The sequence below is a fragment of the Mesorhizobium sp. M1078 genome (assembly GCF_040318615.1).
GTDB lineage: Bacteria > Pseudomonadota > Alphaproteobacteria > Rhizobiales > Rhizobiaceae > Mesorhizobium.
The window spans coordinates 20,805-40,966 of the sequence record NZ_JAMYMP010000018.1; the positions used below are offsets into that span (position 1 = coordinate 20,805).

The 20,162-nt window shown below is 63.0% G+C and carries 16 protein-coding genes and 1 pseudogene; 7 read left to right on the forward strand and 10 right to left on the reverse strand.

Annotated elements, in window-relative coordinates:
• The first annotated feature begins 162 nt into the window (after positions 1–162).
• Entirely contained in the window at positions 163–1,410 is a 1,248-nt protein-coding gene (gene kynU, locus NKH38_RS21830; RefSeq protein ID WP_023834107.1) for a kynureninase, read from the forward strand.
• Positions 1,411–1,515: 105 nt separating this feature from the next.
• Here the strand turns inward: kynU and kynA are convergent, their stop codons facing one another.
• Together kynA and NKH38_RS21840 are read right to left on the reverse strand one after the other, a co-directional pair.
• On the reverse strand, positions 1,516–2,352 hold the full coding sequence (gene kynA, locus NKH38_RS21835) for a tryptophan 2,3-dioxygenase (RefSeq protein WP_027049448.1): 837 nt from the start codon (positions 2,350–2,352) through the stop codon (positions 1,516–1,518).
• Positions 2,349–3,974, reverse strand: a complete 1,626-nt coding sequence (locus tag NKH38_RS21840) for an AMP-binding protein (RefSeq protein ID WP_023815759.1) — start codon at positions 3,972–3,974, stop codon at positions 2,349–2,351. The genes kynA and NKH38_RS21840 overlap by 4 nt, the downstream gene beginning before the upstream one ends.
• Positions 3,975–4,140: 166 nt before the next feature.
• On the opposite strand from NKH38_RS21840, the gene NKH38_RS21845 reads away from it, so the two are divergent.
• A complete protein-coding gene (locus tag NKH38_RS21845) occupies positions 4,141–4,971 on the forward strand; it encodes a hormone-sensitive lipase (RefSeq protein WP_352763442.1) in 831 nt (276 codons plus the stop codon).
• 45 nt (positions 4,972–5,016) lie between these two features.
• On the opposite strand, the gene NKH38_RS21850 is transcribed toward NKH38_RS21845, so the two are convergent.
• The 5 genes from NKH38_RS21850 to NKH38_RS21870 are packed head-to-tail and all read right to left on the reverse strand — an operon-like array spanning position 5,017 to position 10,461.
• Positions 5,017–6,222 (reverse strand): molybdopterin molybdotransferase MoeA, encoded by a 1,206-nt coding sequence (locus NKH38_RS21850; RefSeq protein WP_023693454.1) that lies wholly within the window; start codon positions 6,220–6,222, stop codon positions 5,017–5,019.
• Positions 6,223–6,705: a cyclic pyranopterin monophosphate synthase MoaC gene (gene moaC, locus NKH38_RS21855; RefSeq protein ID WP_023684710.1), complete on the reverse strand. Its 483-nt coding sequence runs from the start codon at positions 6,703–6,705 to the stop codon at positions 6,223–6,225.
• A gap of 2 nt (positions 6,706–6,707) precedes the next feature.
• Positions 6,708–7,520, reverse strand: coding sequence for an indole-3-glycerol phosphate synthase TrpC (gene trpC / locus NKH38_RS21860; RefSeq protein ID WP_023684711.1), 813 nt, complete (start codon positions 7,518–7,520; stop codon positions 6,708–6,710).
• Positions 7,521–7,523: 3 nt separating this feature from the next.
• Positions 7,524–8,534 (reverse strand): anthranilate phosphoribosyltransferase, encoded by a 1,011-nt coding sequence (gene trpD, locus NKH38_RS21865; protein ID WP_023684712.1) that lies wholly within the window; start codon positions 8,532–8,534, stop codon positions 7,524–7,526.
• 31 nt (positions 8,535–8,565) lie between these two features.
• Positions 8,566–10,461, reverse strand: a complete 1,896-nt coding sequence (locus NKH38_RS21870; protein WP_352763437.1) for a peptidylprolyl isomerase — start codon at positions 10,459–10,461, stop codon at positions 8,566–8,568.
• Positions 10,462–10,608: 147 nt separating this feature from the next.
• On the opposite strand from NKH38_RS21870, the gene tpiA reads away from it, so the two are divergent.
• From tpiA to NKH38_RS21895, 5 genes and pseudogenes are all read left to right on the forward strand, one after another.
• A complete protein-coding gene (gene tpiA / locus NKH38_RS21875; protein WP_023819952.1) occupies positions 10,609–11,379 on the forward strand; it encodes a triose-phosphate isomerase in 771 nt (256 codons plus the stop codon).
• 181 nt (positions 11,380–11,560) lie between these two features.
• Entirely contained in the window at positions 11,561–12,049 is a 489-nt protein-coding gene (gene secG / locus NKH38_RS21880; protein ID WP_023693455.1) for a preprotein translocase subunit SecG, read from the forward strand.
• 201 nt (positions 12,050–12,250) lie between these two features.
• Positions 12,251–13,369 carry a L,D-transpeptidase gene (locus NKH38_RS21885; protein ID WP_023693456.1) on the forward strand — a complete coding sequence of 373 codons (1,119 nt, stop codon included), beginning with the start codon at positions 12,251–12,253 and terminating at the stop codon, positions 13,367–13,369.
• 154 nt (positions 13,370–13,523) lie between these two features.
• Positions 13,524–15,161 (forward strand): CTP synthase, encoded by a 1,638-nt coding sequence (pyrG, locus tag NKH38_RS21890; RefSeq protein ID WP_081725397.1) that lies wholly within the window; start codon positions 13,524–13,526, stop codon positions 15,159–15,161.
• Between the two features lie 24 nt (positions 15,162–15,185).
• A pseudogene (locus tag NKH38_RS21895) lies at positions 15,186–15,721 on the forward strand (DUF1697 domain-containing protein).
• Between the two features lie 75 nt (positions 15,722–15,796).
• Here NKH38_RS21895 and NKH38_RS21900 read toward each other — a convergent pair.
• The 3 genes from NKH38_RS21900 to NKH38_RS21910 form a co-directional block, all read right to left on the reverse strand.
• Positions 15,797–17,254 (reverse strand): NCS1 family nucleobase:cation symporter-1, encoded by a 1,458-nt coding sequence (locus NKH38_RS21900; RefSeq protein WP_023710457.1) that lies wholly within the window; start codon positions 17,252–17,254, stop codon positions 15,797–15,799.
• A gap of 199 nt (positions 17,255–17,453) precedes the next feature.
• Positions 17,454–18,242: a trehalose-phosphatase gene (gene otsB, locus NKH38_RS21905; RefSeq protein WP_352763432.1), complete on the reverse strand. Its 789-nt coding sequence runs from the start codon at positions 18,240–18,242 to the stop codon at positions 17,454–17,456.
• Complete coding sequence (locus NKH38_RS21910) at positions 18,239–20,020, reverse strand: alpha,alpha-trehalose-phosphate synthase (UDP-forming) (protein ID WP_352763428.1); 1,782 nt, start codon at positions 20,018–20,020, stop codon at positions 18,239–18,241. The genes otsB and NKH38_RS21910 overlap by 4 nt, the downstream gene beginning before the upstream one ends.
• Between the last annotated feature and the right edge of the window lie 142 nt (positions 20,021–20,162).

Here is a 20,162-nt window from a genome sequence, read left to right on the forward strand (position 1 = left end):
TCCATCAGTCATAAACGCTCGGCGGATCATTATATATCAAAGCCTTTCAATGGGTGAATTATATATAATGTTTGACAGTTCAAGGGCGACCACTCAAGATCGCCGGCATGTTTGGGCGGCAGGCTCCGCCGCGCGCGTTTGTCCATGGAGGGGCGCCGGATCATGAGCACGACACCCGATCTCGCTACAATCGAAGCAATGGATGCCGCCGATCCGCTGCGCTCCATGCGCGAACGCTTTGTCTTGCCGCAAGGCGTAATTTATCTCGACGGCAATTCGCTGGGTGCCGCGTCACCAGCCGTCTTCAGCGAATTGCAGCAGGCCGCCACGCAGGAATGGGCGCACGACCTCATTCGCGCCTGGAACACCGCTGGCTGGTTCAACATGCCGGTGGAACTGGGAGATCAGCTCGGACGACTGATCGGCGCGGCTGACGGGCAGACGGTGGTCTGCGACACAACCTCGATCAACATCTACAAGTTGCTGCACGCCGCGCTCGGCATGCGGCCGAATCGGTCGGTCATCGTTGCCGAGGGCGACAGTTTCCCGACCGACCTCTACATGGCCGAAGGCGTCGCCTCGACCCGGCCGGGAACGCGGCTGCGGCTGGAGGGCGTCGACGCGGCCGCAATCGAGGACCTGATCGACGACAGCGTTGCCGTCATCCTGGTCAACCACGTCAACTACAAATCCGGCCAGTTGCGCGACATGGCGGCGCTGACGCGCAAGGCACATGACGCCGGCGCGCTGATCATCTGGGATCTCTGCCACACCGCCGGCGCCTTGCCGGTCGAACTCGACCGTGCCAATGCCGATTTCGCCGTCGGCTGCACCTACAAATACCTCAATGGCGGCCCGGGCTCGCCAGCCTTCATCTACGCGGCCGAGCGCCACCATGACGATGCCCACCAGCCGCTCAGCGGCTGGTGGGGCCATGCGCGGCCCTTTGCCTTCGAGCAGGGCTTTGCCGTCGGCAGCGGCATTCGCCGCTTCCTGTGCGGAACGCAGCCGGTGCTGTCGATGCGGGCGCTCAAGGGCGCGCTCGATATCTGGAACGACATCGATATGGCGGCGGTGCGCAGAAAAAGCATCGCGCTGACCGACCTGTTTATCCAGCTCGTCGAAGCCAGATGCGGCGCCTACGGGCTTGAACTGGAAAGTCCTCGCGACGGCAGCCAGCGCGGCAGCCAGGTGTCGTTCCTCCATCCGCATGGCTATCAGGTGATGCGCGCGCTGATCGAGCGCGGCGTGATCGGCGATTTCCGGGCGCCGTCGACCATCCGTTTCGGCTTCACGCCGCTCTATGTCGGATATGGCGATGTCTGGCAGGCGGTCGAAGTCCTGGAGGATATTCTGCGCACCGGCGCCTGGCAGGACGCCCGCTTCGCGGTCAAGACCGCGGTTACGTGAGAAACTAGAGCAATTTCAGGAAAAGTGTGAAGCGGTTTTCCGTCCGAAATTGCGTCAACCAAAGAGCTAGAGCATTTCGCCGTTTCCGTTAAACGGTGAAATGCTCTAGAGCCGGGTGCGGACCGTCCAGAGCTCCGGAAACAGCACGACCTCCAGCATCTTCTTCAGATAGGAGGCGCCTGAGGTGCCGCCCGTGCCGCGCTTCAAGCCGATGATGCGCTCGACCGTGGTGACGTGGTTGAAGCGCCAGCGGCGGAAATAATCCTCGAAGTCGACCAGCTTCTCGGCCAGTTCGTAGAGCATCCAGTAGCGCTGCGGGTCGCGGTAGACGGTTTGCCAGGCAGCCAGCACTTCTTCGTTCTCGACGCGCGTCTCGCGCCAGTCCGTGCGACTGGCGTCGGCGCCGATGTCGAAGCCATTGCGCGCCAAAAGCAGAAGCGCCTCGTCATAGAGCGACGGCGTGGCCAGGATGGCTTCCAGCCTGTCCGTAAGGTCGGGCCGGTGCTTGTGCGGCCCGAGCATGGCAAGGTTGCGGTTGCCGGCCATGAACTCGATAGCGCGGTACTGCCACGACTGGAAGCCCGAGGATTGGCCGAGCGCGTCGCGAAACTCGGTGTATTCGCTTGGCGTCATCGTGCGCAGCACGTCCCAGGCATTGTTGAGCTGCTCGAAGATGCGCGCGACACGCGACAGCATCTTGAAGCTCGGTTCGAGGCGGTCGGCGCGGATCGAGCGGATCGCGGCGCCGATCTCGTGGAGGGCCAGTTTCATCCACAATTCGGATGTCTGATGCTGGATGATGAACAGCATCTCGTCATGGGCAGAAGACAGCGGCGCCTGCGCATCGAGCACCTTGTCCAGCTGCAGATAGTCGCTGTAGGACATCCGCTCCTTGAACGACATCTGCGCGCCATCGGACGCCGGATCGTGCGGCTTAATCAATTGATCTTCTCCGCGCGCAACCGGAAGCGCTGGATCTTGCCGGTCTGGGTTTTGGGCAAGGCGTCGATGAACTTCACCGAACGCGGATATTTGTAGGGCGCGATCGTTGCCTTGACGTGGTCCTGCAGGCGTTTGACGGTCAATGCGTCCGGCGAAACGCCTTGCACAAGCACGATATGCGCCTCGACGATCTGGCCGCGTTCGCCGTCCTCGGCGCCGGTCACCGCGCATTCGGCGACGTCGGGATGCGAGAGCAGCGCCGCTTCGACCTCGGGGCCGGCGATGTTGTAGCCGGCGCTGACGATCATGTCGTCGGAACGCGCGGCGAAGTGGAAGAAGCCATCCTCGTCCTGCGTGAACGTATCGCCGGTGAGATTCCAGCCGTCGCGGACATAGTCCTTTTGCCTGGCATCGGCCATGTAGCGGCAGCCGGTCGGGCCGCGCACCGCCAGCCGGCCAGTAGAGCCGCGCGGCAACTCCCGCATCTCGTCATCGACGATGCGTGCCTGATAGCCGCCGACGGGTTTGCCGGTGGAGGCCGGCTTCATGTCGTCGAAGCGGTTGGAGATGAAGATATGCAGCATCTCGGTGGCGCCGATCCCATCGAGGATCGGCTTGCCGGTCTTCTCAGTCCATTCCTCGAAGACAGGCGCCGGCAGCGTCTCGCCCGCCGAAACCGCGACGCGCAGCGAGGACAAGTCAGCGCCTTGATCCATGGCCTTGAGCATGGCCCGATAGGCGGTTGGAGCGGTGAAGGAAATGGTCGCTTTGTAGGTCTCGATGATGTGGATCATGTTGGGTGGCGTCGCCTGTTCCAGCAGCGTCGCCGCGGCGCCGAAGCGCAGCGGGAAGATGGCGAGTCCGCCAAGACCGAAGGTAAAGGCAAGGGGCGGGGAGCCGACGAAGATGTCGTCGGGCGTCACCTCCAGGATTTCGCGGGCATAGGCGTCGGCGATGATCAGCAGGTCGCGGTGGAAATGCATCGTCGCCTTCGGCACGCCGGTGGTGCCGGAGGTGAAGCCGAGCAGGGCGACATCGTCGCGGCCGGTGTTGACGGCAGTGAAGGTGACCGGCTTGTCGAGGGCGGCGCGGTCGAGTTCCGCGTCATGGTTGGCCGTGCCGTCGAAGCCAATGACCTGCTTGAGATACGCACTGCCCTTGGCGCAGGCGGTCATCTCGTCCATCAGCCTTGTATCGCAAAGCGCAACCGTGATTTCCGCCTTGTCGACGATCTTGGCGAGTTCGCCGGCGCGCAGCATCGGCATGGTGTTGACGACCACCGCGCCAACCTTGGTGGCGGCCAGCCAGCAGGCGACCATGGCCGGATTGTTGGCCGAGCGGATCAGCACCCGGTTGCCCGGCTTGACGCCATAATTCTCGACCAGGGCATGGGCGAGCCTGTTGGTCCAGTCGGACAGTTCCTTGTAGGTGCGGCGGCGGCCATTGCCGATCAGCGCGGTGTGGTCGCCGAACCCTTTTTCGACCAGCCTGTCGGTCAATTCGACGCCGGCATTTATGTGGTCGGGATAGTCGAAGCCGTCGAGCAAAAACTCCGGCCATTGCTCCGGCGGCGGCAGGTTGTCGCGCGTGAATGTGTCGATATGCGCTGATGGCCCAAGCATTTTCGGCTGCCCCTGTCTGCCTCGCGCCCATGGCTGAACAAGGCGCAGGATCGCACCAGTCGAAATTTGTTTCAAGCCTAAAATGTTTTTAGGTCGCAGGATTGACGCCGCCCTGTTCGGCGGCCATTCCTGTCGACTGAACTGAAGCCATCCGGGAGGGATGCAGATGCTCCAACATCGTGTTGCCGATTGGGACAATGCCTACGCCAACGGCGACAACATTGCCGGCAGCAATCGCTGGCCGGCCGCGTGGGACACACCGGCACAGGCTTTTCGCGACACAATGTCGGCGTCCGGTCGGGCCAAGCTCGACATCGCCTATAGCGACAGCCCGCGCAACAGGCTCGATCTGTTCCTTCCCGATGTCATGCCCAAAGGGCTCGTCGTCTTCATCCATGGCGGTTACTGGAAGGCGTTCGACAACAAGCCATGGTCGCATCTGGCCAACGGCGCGGTTGCCAATGGCTTTGCCGTGGCAATGCCGACTTACACGCTTTGTCCCGACATACGCATTTCCGGCATCGTCAGGGAAATCGCGGCGGCGATCGGCAAGGCGGCGACGATGGTCGGCGGGCCGGTGATCCTGACCGGGCATTCCGCCGGCGGCCATCTCGCCTCCAGGATGGTGACGACAACGACGCCTCTGGCCGCCGATGTGGCCGGCCGCATACGCAATGTCGTCTCGATCTCCGGGGTTCATGATCTGCGGCCGATCATGCGGACGAGGATGAACGCGACACTGGCCATCGATGAAGCGGAAGCACTGGCCGAAAGCCCGGTTCTGCTGCGCCCCATGCAGGGCGCGCGCATCACCTGCTGGGCTGGCGGCGGCGAGCGGGCGGAGTTCCTGCGCCAGAATGCGCTGCTTGCCAACATCTGGATCGGCCTCGGCGCCACGACCAGCACAGTGGTCGAGCCGGACCGGCATCATTTCAGCATCGTCGACGGGCTTGCCGATCCGACACATCCGCTGACGCGGACATTGCTGGCGGAGTAACAACCAGTCTTATCTCTTGGAATTAACGGCTTGGATCCGCGACCTTCAGCGCAACATCAGAACGCTGCAAGCAGCGCCTGCTTCTGCCGCCGGAGCGAAGGGCTCGCGCACGATCAGGCCGGTGGCGTCGGCCAGCATTCTCAGCATCGAGGAATCCTGGATGCCGAACGGCGTCGCCACCAATGCGCCGGCTTCTTCCCGGACCACGGCGCGCACATAGTCTTGCCTTAGATCATTGGCCGGCATCGCGGCGCCAAGCTGAGCCTGGCGGATGTCCTGCCGGTGGGGACGGCCGCCGAGCTGCGCCAATAACGGCTTCAGGAACAATTGCGAGCAGACCAGGCTCGCCACCGGATTGCCGGGCAGGCCGATGCACCTGATATCGCCCAGCCGCCCGAACATCAGCGGCTTGCCCGGGCGCATGGCGAGCTTCCAGAAGTCGAGGTTCATGCCTTCGCCGGTCAGCACGTCATGGACGAGATCATGGTCGCCGACCGAGGCGCCGCCGAGCGTGACGATGACGTCGGCTTTCGCATCGACCGCCTTTTTCACCAGCGCCGCGATCGCTTCCTTGCGATCGGCCGCTATACCGAGATCGAGCGCGCGAGCGCCGACCGACTGCGCCACAGCAGCGACGCCATAGGCGTTGGACGAGATGATCTGGTCGGGGCCAGGTTCGCTACCCGGTGGCAGCAATTCGTCGCCGGTGGCGATGATGGCGACCAGCGGCCGTTGCACCACGTTCAACCGGGGATGATTGGCCGACGCCGCCAGCGACAATGCAGCCGGATCGAGCACGCGGCCTTTCTCCAGCAGCACGTCGCCTTGGGCAAAATCCAGTCCAAGGCGGCGGATGTTACGGTTCTTCGCCGTCGGTTCGGTGACCTCGATCCGGCCACCGCCGAGATCGCGGACATTCTCCTGGATGACGATGGTGTCTGCGCCTTCCGGCAGCGGCGCGCCGGTGAAGATGCGCACAGCTTCCGCCTTACCTACAGCGCCGTCAAAGCCTCGCCCTGCAGGCGCCTTGCCGATCACCGAAAGCCTCGCCGGGAGGGTCGCCACATCCCGCGCCCGTGCGGCATAGCCGTCCATGGCAGATGCATTGAAAGGCGGCTGGGTACGCAGCGCCACGACCGGCTCCGCCAGCACCCGGCCGGCCGAATCCGCCAGCGCGACGCTTTCACCGGGCAACGCCACAGCGCCGTCGAGTAGGCGTTGAAGCGCCTCGGCGACCGGAACCAGCGCCATTTACGAACCCGCCTTGTAGTCGCCGGACTTGCCGCCGGTCTTTTCCACCAGCTTTATACCGGAAATCACCATGGCGCGGTCGACCGCCTTGGCCATGTCGTAAATGGTCAGGCACGCGACAGATGCCGCGGTCAGCGCCTCCATCTCGACCCCGGTCTTGCCGGTGACGCGGGCGAGCGCGGTGACCCTGAGGCCGGGCAGCGTGGTGTCCGGTTCGATGTCGACCGACACCTTGGTCAAAAGCAGCGGATGGCAGAGTGGGATCAGCTCATGCGTTTTCTTGGCAGCCATGATGCCGGCAATGCGCGCGGTACCCAGCACATCGCCCTTCTTGGCGTCGCCGTCGAGGATCATCTTCAGGGTTTCGGCCCGCATCGAGACAAAGCCCTCGGCGACCGCCGTGCGCGTCGTCTCCGCCTTCTCGCCGACATCGACCATGTTGGCCTCGCCCTTGGCGCCGAGATGGGTGAGGGCGGCTGCCATCCTCAGATGGCCTCTGCTTTCGCCTTGCCTGTCAAAAGCAGCCGCGTTGCCGCAGCGACATCCTCTTGCCGCATCAGGCTCTCGCCGACGAGGAAGGTGCTGATGCCGGTCTTTTGCATCCTGAAGCAATCGTCGTGGGTGAAAATTCCGCTCTCGCTGACCAGCAATCGGCCGCCCGGCACCATCGATGCCAGCCGTTCCGAGGTCTCGAGGCTGGTCTCGAATGTTCTGAGATTGCGGTTGTTGATGCCGATCAGCTGCGACGAGAGTTTTACCGCGCGCTGCGTCTCGGCCTCGTCATGCACCTCGATCAGCGCGTCCATGCCGAGTTCGAACGCGGTCGCTTCCAATTCGCTCGCCAAGGCATCATCGACGCTGGCCATGATGATCAGGATGGCATCGGCGCCCCATGCGCGAGCCTCGTAGACCTGGTAAGGGTCGAACAGGAAATCCTTGCGCAGCGCGGGCAGGGACACTGCCTTCCGTGCATTGGTGAGAAATTCCGGCGCGCCCTGGAAGGATGGCGCATCGGTCAGCACCGAAAGACAGGCGGCACCGCCTTTCTCATAGGCCTGCGCCAGTGCGGGCGGGTCGAAATCGGCACGGATCAAGCCTTTGGATGGGCTTGCCTTTTTGATCTCGGCGATCAGGCCGAAGCTGCCCGATCTGCGCTTCGCCTCAAGTGCCCTCCGAAAGCCACGCGGTGCGTCGGCATCCTTGGCTCGCGCCTTGATCTCGGCCAACGGTATCCGCGCCTTCGCCGCCGCGATCTCGTCGCGCTTGTAGGCCTCGATCTTGCGCAGAATGTCAGCCACGGCTCATCCGTTCGAAATCTCGACCAGCCTGTCGAGCACGCCCAGCGCCCGGCCGCTGTCGATGGCCTGTGTGGCCGCGGCCATGCCGTCGGCAAGCGTCGTCGCCTTGCCGGCCACCACCATGCCGGCGCCGGCGTTCATCAGCACCGTATCGCGATAGGCCCCGGCAGCACCTCTCAGCATGTCGCGCAACGCCGTGGCATTGTAGGCGGCGTCGCCGCCGCGCAACTCGTCCTTGGTGTGGCGCTGCAGGCCGACGGCTTCCGGGGTGAGCGTGAAATGGCGGATCTCGCCGCCGGCCAGTTCCGCCACCTGCGTTTCGCCGGTGGTGGTGATTTCGTCATAGCCATCCCCATGGACCACCCAGGCATGCTCGGTGCCCAACGCCTTCAATGTCTCGGCCACCGGCACGATCCATTCCGGCAGGAACACGCCGACCATCTGCCTGCTGACGCCAGCCGGATTGGACAGCGGTCCGAGCAGGTTGAAGATGGTACGCGTGCCGAGCTCGACGCGGGTCGGGCCGACATGCTTCATCGCAGGGTGGTGCGCCGGCGCGAACATGAAGCCGACGCCGGCCTCCTGGATGCAGCGGCCGATCACCTCTGGCAGGATATCGATCTTGACGCCGAGCGCGACCAGCACATCGGCAGCGCCCGTCAGCGACGACAGGCCGCGATTGCCGTGCTTGGCGACCGGCACGCCGCAGCCGGCAATGACGAAGGCCGAAGCGGTCGAGATGTTGACTGAATGCGAATTGTCGCCGCCCGTGCCGACAATGTCGATGGCGCCCTCAGGAGCTTCGACGCGCAGCATCTTGGCACGCATGGTGGCGACGGCGCCGGAAATCTCGCTCACGGTCTCCCCGCGCACGCGCAACGCCATCAGGAAGCCGCCGATCTGGCCCGGCGTCGCGTCGCCAGACATGATGATGTCGAAAGCTTCGCGCGCTTCCTCGAAGGTAAGCCCGGTTCCCGTGGCGACCTTGGCGATATGGGTCTTCAGGGCGCTCATTGGGCCAAGACGTTCATTGGGCTAAGGCCATTCATTGGGCGAGGGCTTGGGAAACGGCGGCCTGGTCGACGCTGACGGCGTACTGCGTCTGCAACTGCGCCACCAGCTGGTCGAGCAGATCGTCGGACATGCCTTGCGTGAAGGATTTTTGCGCATCGTCGGGTACCGAGCTGGCGTCGGCTCCGGCCGGCTCGAACACTTCGGCGACCTTGAACAGGATCTGGCCGTCGCCGGTGGGCGAGGGGATCAGCCCGGTGCCGCCTTCGCCGACCCCGAACATCGCAGCAGCACCCTCCTTGCCGAAATCGACATCGTCGGCCTCGCGCTTCACGCCGCGCTTGGTCTGCTTTTCAAGCTTCAGTTCGCCGGCGATGACGTCGAGTGTGGTGCCAGCCTTGAGGCGCTTGTCGAGTTCGTCTGCTTTCGCGGTCAGCCGCTTGGTCGTTTCCTCTGTCGTCCAGTCCGCCACCACGCGCTGGCGGACTTCGTCCAGCGTGCGGTCGCGAGCCGGCGTGATCGATGTCAGTTCATAGAACACGAAGCCGTTGTTAGGCGTGGTCAGGGCTTGATTCTCGGTGTTGGGCTCGGCCTCGAACACCGCCTTGATCAGGTCCGGCGATGCCGGCAGGTCCTTGATGATGGTGCCGTCCGGCTTGAGGCCGGTGCGGTCTATGGCCTCGACGGTGACGTCCTTGAGCTTCAGTTTGGCGGCGGCTTCGGCCAGCGTGCTGCCGGCGGCGCGGGTGTCTTCGTAGTTGTCGTGCACGTCGAGCAGGATGCGGCTTGCTTCGCCGAGCGCCAGATCCTTTCGGATCTGGTCTGACACTTCCGCCAGCGGCTTCACCGTTTCCGGTTTGATCTCGGTGACGCGCAAAAGCACCGGACCGAACGCGCCCTGGACGGCCGGGCTGACTTCGTTGACGGCAAGCGCGAATGCGGCATCGGCGACCGCCTTGTCGGTGATCTTATCCTTGGAGAGCGTGCCGAGCAGCGTGTCGGCCGGGGTCTTGCCCTGCGCGGTGACGATCTTGTCGAAAGTGGCGCCCGTCTTCAGCGAATCGGAAGCCGCCTTGGCGGCGTCCGCGGAAGGGAACACCAGCTGTTCGATGGTGCGCATTTCCGGCGTGGTGTAGCGGCCCTTGTTCTTGTTGTAGTCGTCGCTGACCTGCTGGTCCGTTACGGCGCTGACATCCATGATGTCTTCGGGCTCGAGCCGGACATAGGAGAATTTGCGGTATTCTGGCGCCGCGTAGGTTTTCTTGTTGGCCTCGAAATAAGCCTGAAGCACGCTGTCGGATGGCGCCTCGATGGGCTCCACCAACGCCTTTGGCAAGATCAGATAGTCGATGGTGCGGTCTTCGCCCCGATAGAGCGCAACTGCCTTGAAGAAGGTGTCCGGAGCCTTGAGGCCGTCCGAAACCGCTTCGACGATCTGCTGACGCACCGCCACCTGAGCCCGGTTCTTCAGATAATCCTCCGGCCGCATTCCCAGTTCGCGCAGGCGGGATTCGAACAGCCGGCGGTCGAACTGGCCATTCGGGCCCTGGAAGGCGGGTTCCTGCCGCGTCAGATCGGCCAGCCTGTCCTTGGAGAAGCCAAGCCCGAGCTTGCGCGCCTGTTCGTCGAGGACGGCGCCGGACACCAACTGAGCCAGCACCTGGTTGTCGATGCCATAGGCCTTGGCCTGGTCGCGGCTGATGCGCTGGCCGATCTGCTGTTGCAGCATGGCGATCTGGCGATCGTAGGCTAGGCGGTACTCGGTGATCGACACGGTGGTGCTGCCGGCGGTGATCACCGCATGATGGCCGGCCAGGAAGCCGCCCGTCATCCGCGTGGTGACGCCCCAGGCAAGGAAACTCAACACCAGCAGCGACAGCAGGGCTTTCGCGACCCAGGTCCCTGCCGCGCTTCTTAATATACCAAGCATTGTTACTTCCGATTTTTGCGCAGTTTTGCGTGCGCCCGAGTCTGAAACAAGCGCAATAGCGCCCTTCCGGCTCACTGTCGATTGCTTTGTGGCCTGATTTTGATAGGGAGGGCGAGACCCCAATGTCGCCCGGAGAACCAGATCCCCATGACGCCAGGAATTCGACCGCTCGTTGCCGGCAACTGGAAAATGAACGGCACCAGCGCTTCGCTGAACGAGCTCAGGATGATCGGCAACGGCTTCATGAGCGGGCTCGACGCAGAGACCGAAGCATTGGTCTGCGTGCCGGCGACCTTGCTGTCGCGCGCCGTCGAAATCCTGTCGCGCACGCCGGTGCGGGCCGGTGGCGAGGACTGCCACATCAAGGAAAGCGGCGCCTTCACCGGCTGTGTCTCAGCCGAGATGCTGAAGGATGCGGGCGCCAGCCACGTCATTGTCGGCCATTCCGAGTGCCGCGAACAGCGCAGCGAGGACGATGCCATCGTCCTCGCCAAGGCCTCGGCGGCGTGGCGGGCAGGGCTCGTCGCCATTATCTGCATCGGCGAGACCAAGGCGGAGCGCGAAGCGGGCACAGCACTCGACGTGTTGTCGCGGCAGGTCGCCGGCTCGGTGCCACCGAGCGCAACGCCCGCCAACACCGTTATCGCCTACGAGCCGGTATGGGCTATCGGCACCGGCCTGACGCCGACCGCCGAAGACGTGGCGGAGGCGCACGCACATATCCGCCAAAAACTGGCGGAAGCGCTCGGCGCAGTCGTGGCCGGCAAGATGCGCATTCTCTATGGCGGCTCGGTCAAGGCGTCCAACGCAGTCGAACTGCTGGGCGTCAAAAACGTCGATGGCGCGCTGGTTGGCGGCGCCAGCCTGAAGGCGTCCGACTTTCTCGCCATCGCCGAGGCATACCAGAATATCGCGTAGGCCCCGGAATTTCGGTCATCGACTTATGAACGCAGCAGTTCGGCGGAAATCTTTGCAAAGGGCGCATTGCTTCCCATATTCTGGCCACGGGCTTGGAAAGGCCGTTAAAGCATTGTATGGAGCCGCCTCCAAATCACCGGCCCTGATCGCCAGGGAGCGGCAGGGCTTGCCAGGATAAAATATGGAAACCGTACTGATCGTCATCCACCTCATGGTCGTGCTCGCCCTTGTCGGCGTGGTGCTGCTGCAACGCTCCGAAGGCGGTGGTCTCGGCATTGGCGGCGGTTCCGGTTTCATGACCGCGCGTGGCGCCGCCAATGCGCTGACGCGGGCGACGGCGATCCTGGCCGCGGCCTTCTTCGTGACGTCGCTGACACTCTCGATCGTTGCCCGCTATGGCGAAAAACCGATCGACATTCTCGACCGCGTGCCGGCCGACAGCGGCAACGGCGTGCTCAATCAGTTGCCCGGCACGACGGCGCCGACGCCGCCTTCGGGCAACACCGCACCGGCCGCGCCCGCGGCCAACGGCGCCGCCACCACGCCGCCCGCCACCACGGCCCCGGCGACGGCTCCATCTCCGGCGACGCCACCTGCAACCGATTCGGCTACGCCGCCGGCTACCAATGGCGTTACCTTGCCGGTGACACCGCAGGTTCCGAACCAGTAGTCGGTAGCGTCAGATGCCGCGATCTGTTGTTGTTTCAACACAGTCGCGGCAAATGGCACACGATCACGAAGATTCGACCGCACCCCGTGCTTGAGGCCCGTACGCCACTTCGATTATAGATTGCCGGCGGCACTTTCTGCGCCCTTGGGGGGCGCCGGGCGACGCCGTGGGCAACAAGCATTGAACGATCGGATCTTCGCCATGCAGCTTCGCAGCTTCATTTTCATGGGGTTTTGTGCCGTATTCGGCATGAGCTCCGCGGTCTTCGCCGGCACTCCGGCAATGACCTCACCGCAGGCGGTTGGCAAAACCGCTGTCATCAACGTCGCCGCCAAGAGCGATGCGACGCAGCTGAAGCTTCTCAAGAAGAAGAAAAACCCGAGCCCGGATGATCTGGCTCAGATCAGCAAGCTCGAAGACAAGATCGCCGCCGACAGGGATCTCGCCCGCGTCAAGGCGCTCGAGGCCCGCAAGCTGGCGATGCGCGATGCGGCGAAAGCCAGGGCCGATGCCCAGCGCCAGGCGTTCCTGGCAAGCAAGGGCAAGCCGGTCGTGGTTGCCGACGCCAAGCCAGGCAAGAAGACCACCAAGATCATCGCTCCGGTTGACCCGATCGCGCCGATCGAGCCGATCGAATCGGCTGAACCGCTTCCGGCCGAAGCGATGAATATCGCGCTGACCGGCAACAATGGCGAATTGCGCAGCGAGGCCCCGGGCCAGAAGCCGACGAGTGGCGGACTGTTCGCCGGCCTGTTCGGCGGCACGTCCTCTGCCTCGTCGATTGCCTATCTCCCCGAAACGCGCGCGCTCGACCAGGCTCTCGCCAAGCGGCAAGCCAAGAAGCAGTTCAAGGTGAAGCCGGAATTCGTGCCGCAGGACGTCGAATTCAGCGGCTATGAGCCGGGTACGATCGTCATCGATACCAGCGCGCGCCGCCTCTACCTCGTCGAATCGGCTTTCACCGCCCGCCGCTATGCGATCGCGGTCGGCCGCGAAGGCCTGCAGTTCAAGGGCAAGGTTGCCGTTGGCGACAAGCAGGAATGGCCGCGCTGGATCCCGACGCTCGACATGCAGAAGCGCGAACCCAAGCATTACGGCCAGTACAAGGACGGCATGCCCGGCGGCGGCCAGAACCCGCTCGGCGCCCGCGCCATCTATCTCTACGACGGCAAGAAGGACACGCATCTGCGCATCCACGGCACCATCGCGCCGCAGTCGATCGGAACCAGCGCTTCCAATGGCTGCTTCCGCATGATCAACGAGCACGTCATGGACCTCTACAGCCGCGTCAGGGTCGGCACCAAGGTCGTCATCATCTGACGCTTTCACAAACCTGCCGAAAGGGCCGGCTTTTGCCGGCCCTTTTGTTTTGACCAAAACACCAGTCTCGAACCTCGGGACTATCGCGCCTTCTCTGGAAAAAGCCTCAGCGGCGGTTTTTTCTCTGGCGGAATCAATTCGGCCGCGTTAAGCGATGACTCCCATGGCGCGATATGTATTCATCACAGGCGGCGTGGTTTCCTCACTTGGAAAAGGCATCGCTGCAGCGGCCCTTGGGGCTCTCTTGCAGGCGCGAGGCTATCGCGCACGCATCAAAAAGCTCGATCCCTATCTCAATGTCGATCCCGGAACGATGTCGCCTTACCAGCATGGCGAGGTTTTCGTCACCGATGACGGCGCCGAGACCGATCTCGATCTTGGCCATTACGAGCGCTTCACCGGCCGCTCGGCCAACCAGCAGGACAACATCACCACCGGCCGCATCTACAAGAACATCATCGAGCGCGAACGGCGCGGCGACTATCTCGGTGCCACCGTGCAGGTCATTCCGCATGTCACCGATGAGATCAAGAATTTCGTGCTCGACGGCAATGACGACTATGATTTCGTGCTGTGCGAAATCGGCGGCACGGTTGGCGATATCGAGGCGATGCCGTTTCTCGAGGCGATCCGCCAGCTCGGCAACGATCTGCCGCGCAACAACGCCGTCTATGTCCACCTGACCTTGATGCCTTACATCCCCACGGCCGGCGAGCTGAAGACCAAGCCGACCCAGCATTCGGTCAAGGAACTGCGCGGCATCGGCATCGCGCCCGATATCCTGCTGGTCCGCGCCGACCGCGCCATCCCCAAGGAAGAGCGCAGAAAACTGTCGCTGTTCTGCAATGTGCGCGAAAGTGCCGTCATCCAGGCGCTCGACGTGCCCCACATCTATGACGTGCCGATGGCTTACCACAAGGAAGGGCTCGATTCGGAAGTGCTGGCCGCCTTCGGTATCGATCCGGCGCCGAAGCCGCGCATGGAGCCCTGGCAGGCCGTGTCCAACCGCATCCACAATCCGGAAGGCGAGGTAACGATCGCCATTGTCGGCAAATACACCGGCCTCAAGGATGCCTACAAATCGCTGATCGAGGCTTTGTCGCATGGCGGCATGGCCAACCGCGTCAAGGTCAAGCTCGACTGGATCGAGAGCGAGATTTTCGAGAAGGAAGACCCGACGCCGTGGCTGGAAAAGGTGCATGGCATCCTGGTGCCCGGCGGCTTCGGCGAGCGCGGCTCGGAAGGCAAGATCCTGGCGGCGAAATTCGCCCGCGAGCGCAAGGTGCCGTATTTCGGCATCTGCTTCGGTATGCAGATGGCCTGCATCGAGGCAGCGCGCTCGCTGGCCGGCGTCGAACACGCCTCGTCGACCGAATTCGGTCCGACCGACGAGCCGGTCGTCGGCCTGATGACCGAATGGCTGAAAGGCAACATGCTGGAGAAGCGCCGCGAAACGGGCGATCTCGGCGGCACCATGCGGCTTGGCGCCTATCAGGCTGAACTCGCCAAGGGTTCGAAGATCGCCGACATCTATGGCGACACCCAGATTTCCGAGCGCCATCGCCACCGCTACGAGGTCAATATCGACTACAAGGAGCGGCTGGAAGATTGCGGCCTGGTGTTTGCCGGCATGTCGCCCGACGGCGTGCTGCCGGAAACGGTCGAATACCCCGACCATCCCTGGTTCATCGGCGTCCAGTACCATCCGGAGCTGAAGAGCCGGCCGCTTGAGCCGCATCCCCTGTTCGCCAGCTTCATCTCGGCCGCGGTGGACCAGTCGCGACTGGTCTAGGGCCACGGTGAGGTTTCGCAGCTGATGCAGACCTATGTTGCGCTGCTCTACAGCATGTCCTCGGCGAAGGCCGCCGGGTCGTCATGGCCGACCTCAAGGCGATGGCTGAACAGCTTGGGCTGAAGAACCCGCGCACCCTGGTGGCGACCGGCAATCTGGTCTTCGAGACACGGGCGACCGGCATCGCCAAGCTGGAACAGCGGCTGGAAACGGCCTTCGAAAAAACCTTCGGCCGCAACGTCGTCATCATCGTGCGCACTGCCGAGGATTGGCTGAAACTTGCCGCCGGCAACCCATTCCCGGCCGACTCTGCCGAGGCAGGCGATCAGGTGGCTGTGCGGGTGATGCGCAAGCCAGCGCCAGCGGATGGTGTGGCCGCGCTCCAGACCTATGCCGCCGAGGACGAGAAGGTGGCTTCGGTCGATGGCGACATCTGGGTCGTCTTTTCGCGCGAGCGGCCAAGCTCGCGGCTGCTCGCTGCCATGAACCACAAGCGCATGGGCATCGGCACCGCACGCAACTGGAACACGGTGCGGAGATTGGCTGAGATGGTGGAGTAGGGAGTAGGGAGTAGGGAGTAGGGATTATACTATTCCCACTGACTACTGACTACTGACTACTCCCTATCTCTCATTTCACGCCTTTGCCGTCCTGGCCCCTGCGCCAAGGGCGGCGGTGCGAAGGACGTAGTAGATGACCCCTGCAATGCCGACACCGAAGAACCAGCCATAAACGCCCCACCATGCCGGCAGCAAGTTGGTGAAGTTCGGCAGGACCGAGGAGAAGATGGCGCCGATGCCGGCGGCTATGAAGGCGTTGACGTGCCAGCCGCCCTGGAAGCGGAACTCGCCATGTTCGCGGTACAGTGCCTCGACGTCGACCTCGCCCTTCCGGATCAGATAGTAGTCGACCATCATCACCCCGAAGATCGGCCCCATCGTCGCGCCGATGACGTTGACGAAAGACGCGGCACTGCCTTCCCACGGCGCGAAGGGATAAAGCACCAGCGCGATCACGGCCGCGATATAGCCGCCCTTCTTGAAGTCGATCTGCCGGGGAAAGACATTGGAGAAGTCGAAGGCCGGCGAGACGAAGTTTGCCACCACATTGATGCCGAGCGTCGCCACGGCAAAAGTCAGGGCTGCAAGCGCTGCCAGGAACCAGCTGTCGAATTTCGCCGAGATCTGGTCGGGATGCAGAAGCACTTCGCCATACACGTCGAAGGCAGCGATGGTGGTCACGCCGGCGACCAGCGAGAACAGGATGAGATTGATCGGCAGGCCCCAGATGTTGCCCTTGCGCAGCGATGCCTTGTCTGGGGCATAGCGGGCGAAATCGCAGAAATTGAGATAGAGCGCCGAGAAATAGGTGACCCAGATCGCCGCCACCGCAAACAGCGACGTCCAGGAGCCAGGGGTTCCGGGTACGCCGGCATCCTTTGTCTTGTCGAGCAGCACATCCATCGGGATGTCGCTGGTGAAGGCAAATCTCCCGGATTTTACACAGAGATAGATCGCCAGGATCAACATCATCACCCACACCGCCGGGCCGGCCCAATCCTGGAAGCGGCGCACCGTTTCCATGCCGTTCTGGATGATCAGCAATTGCAGTGCCCAGATGACCACAAAACAGATCACTTCCAGACCCGTATGGCCGAGGAAATGCGTGTTGGCGTTGAAATCGGCGAACCATTGCGAGCGGATCAGCAACGCCACGATCGCGCCCGATGCCGCCGCCGTCTGCGCGCCGTACCAGAAGCAGGCTACGATGGCGCGCACCAGGGCCGGAATGTTGGCGCCCCAGATGCCGAAGGAGGCGCGCGCCAGCACGGGGTAGGGCACGCCGGTCTTCACGCCGGCATAGCCGACCATGTTCATCAGCGCGTAGATGATCAGCGAACCGATGCCGATGGCGATGATGAAATTGACGAAGCCGCCGCAAAACAGGAACAGGCTTGCGGCGAGATAATAGCCCCAGAGGCTGTGGACGTCCGACGTCCAGACGTTGAAGATAGAGAACGGCCCCCAGTTTCGGACTTTGGCCGGAGCCAGATCCTCATTGTATAGATCAGGTGATGCGCCTTGTATGGTCACTGCGATGTCCTCCCCTTGATGCCGCACGCGCCCTCACGCGTCGACTGCGCAGGTTATGCCTGACGCAGGGGAACCGGCAAGCAATCCATTTGCCGGCTTTGGCCTTAAAGATATTCAATGAGAACAGCGCTTATCGATCGGCTTTTGGCGAAGGTCGGCGCAAACGCGGCGATCTTGATTCGATCCGCAGGGGCAGCGATCAGGACGCTTTGCGGTTGAGGGCCGGTGATGCGTCGAAATTGGCGGCAAGCCAAGCTATCGCGCAGGTGACATCATCGAGCCTGTATTGGGCCACGGTCGGCCCACGCGGCTTGACCCGGATCGAGATGCCGCCGGCCTCGTTGATCGCCTCGAAACCGTTTTCGTCGGCGGTGTCGTCGCCGAGAAAGACCGGCCGCCGTCCGGCAAAGGGCGGGATTGCCATGAAACGCCGCACGGCAGCGCCCTTGGCCGCTTCGAGCGGCATGAGTTCGACGCCGGCGTTGCCCGGGATAACCCGATAGCCCTTGGGAAGCTCGGTCAATGCCTGTTCGGCGAGATGCGTTGCCCTGGCCAGCAGATGCGGCGCCGCACGCGTATGGATGGCGAGGATCGGACCCTTGCGCTCGATATGAACAAGGCCATCATCCAGTTCGGCTTCGATGGCGTCGGCAAGGGCAGCGATATCGGCGGGAGCATCGGCGGTAACGACCGGGCCGTCCGGCGTCAGCCGGTGTTCCAGCCCATAAAGACCCGCAACACGCAGCTTCAACGGATGAAACAGGCGGTCGGCGCCTTCGACCGAGCGGCCGGTGATAAAGGCGACAGCGCCGTCCAGCCGTTCATCGACGATGCCGAGGAGGTTGCGCAGTTCGTCGCTCACGGACACGGCGTCGGGGTGCGCGGCGTGCTCCAGCAACGTGCCGTCGATGTCGAGGAAAAGCGCCCATTGTCCTTCCGGCAGGTCGGGTGCGGTTGGCAGGCCCGGTGCTTTCGGCAGACTATTCATGACGCCACCTTCCGCATGCGGTCCAACAGTGAGACGATGTTGCTGCCGGTGTTTGCGGGCCGCTCGGCGACACTTGTCGCTCTTTCGAGGTCGCCGCGTTTGCGCAGGCGCGCCGCATCGAGCAGCATGCTGCCGGCCCAGCGAAAGACATTGTTGTCGCGCACTATTTCGCGCATCGGGCGCATGCGCTCGCGTTGTTCGTCCGGTGACATGGTCAGCGCCTGCAGCAACACCTGGCTCATCATCGCCGCGTCGTAAGGATTGACGATCAGTGCTTCCAGCAGTTCGCGCGACGCGCCGGCAAACGTGCTGAGCAACAGCACGCCCTGTTCGTCGTCACGCGCGGCGACGAATTCCTTGGCTACGAGGTTCATGCCGTCATGCAGGCTGGTGACCATGCAGATGTCGGCGGCGCGATAGATCTCATAGATCTGTTGCTGCGAATGGTGCTCAGCCACCATGACCACGGGCTTGTAGCCGTCATGACCGTAGCGCTGGTTGAGCTCGTTGGCATAACGCAGGCATTCATCGTGCAATTGCTGGTAGGCCGGCAGCGTGCCGCGGCTTGGGGCAGCAATCTGCAGGAACACTACCTTGCCGATCCACTCGGGGTGGCGCGTAAACAATTCGTCCAGCGCATGGAAGCGGTCGAGGATGCCCTTGGTGTAGTCCAGGCGCTCGACGCCGACGCACAGCTTGACGTCCGCCGACAGGCCGAACCGCTCACGCAGGCGGGCGCGGCTTTCCTCGACCGGTGGCAGTTTGGCCAGGAGTTCGGCCGGCCATTCGATGGAGATGGGATAGGCGTGCACCAGGGTCGTCCGCCCGCCATACGAGATCGCGGCGTCGGCGCGCTCGATGCGGCTTTCCAGGAACCGGTCTACGCTTTCAGTGAAATTATTGGCATGAAACTGGGTGTGAAAGCCGATGATCGAGCTCCCGAGCAGTCCATCAAGAACGCGTTCGCGCCATGGGCAGATGCTGAACACTTCGGAGTTCGGCCACGGGATGTGCCAGAAGGTGATGATGATCGCCTCCGGCAGGCGCTCGCGGATCATGCGCGGCAGGAGCGCGAAATGGTAATCCTGAACCAGCACGATCGGCCGCTCATTGCGCGCCTCGGCAACCACCATATCGGCGAATTTGCGGTTGACGGCCTCATAGGCCTCCCAGTCCGAGGCACGGAAGACCGGCCGGGTGAAGGCGATATGGCAGAGCGGCCAAAGCCCTTCATTGGCAAAGCCGAGATAGTAGCCCTGATATTCGTCGTCGCTCAGCCACACGCGGCGCAGCGTATAGGACGGATTGTCCGGCGGCACCTGAACCCGATCGTTGCTATCGACCGTCAGACGATCCGCCGTTCCGCCGCCATAGGCGATCCAGGTGCCGCTGCAGGCGCGGGTGATAGGCTCAAGCGCCGACACCAGGCCGCTGGCCGGCACCAGAAGCTCGACGCCGTCGTCCTTGATGTTGTGGATATAGGGTTCTCGGTTCGAGACGACGATGACCTGCGCGTCCGGCAGGTCGTCGGCAAGTATCTTGCGCAAGGTGTCGGGCGACCAGTTCACCAGCGCCGCGTCGGGAGATTGTCCATTCTTCTCGAACTCCCGCAAAACCTTGCGCGTCGCTTCCGATGCGACGTCCTCGCCGGCAGTCGGTGCAACCGTCAAGCTATGGCTACGACGTTGCCTGGAGATCGATAACAGAACGGCTAGAATCGAAAGGCCAAGGCTTGCAAGGATCAAGACCCAGAGCAGGGCCATGCCATAATCGGTCATTCCAATTCCAACTCAATTTTGGCCGTCAGGGCCTTTTTCTTCATGGTTCCATTTGAGTGTTCGCAGCCGACGATCGCCCGTGAGAACCTGTGTTTTTTGCAACGCACAAACCCTGGGATCGGTTCCCGTTGAAAGCCGTTCC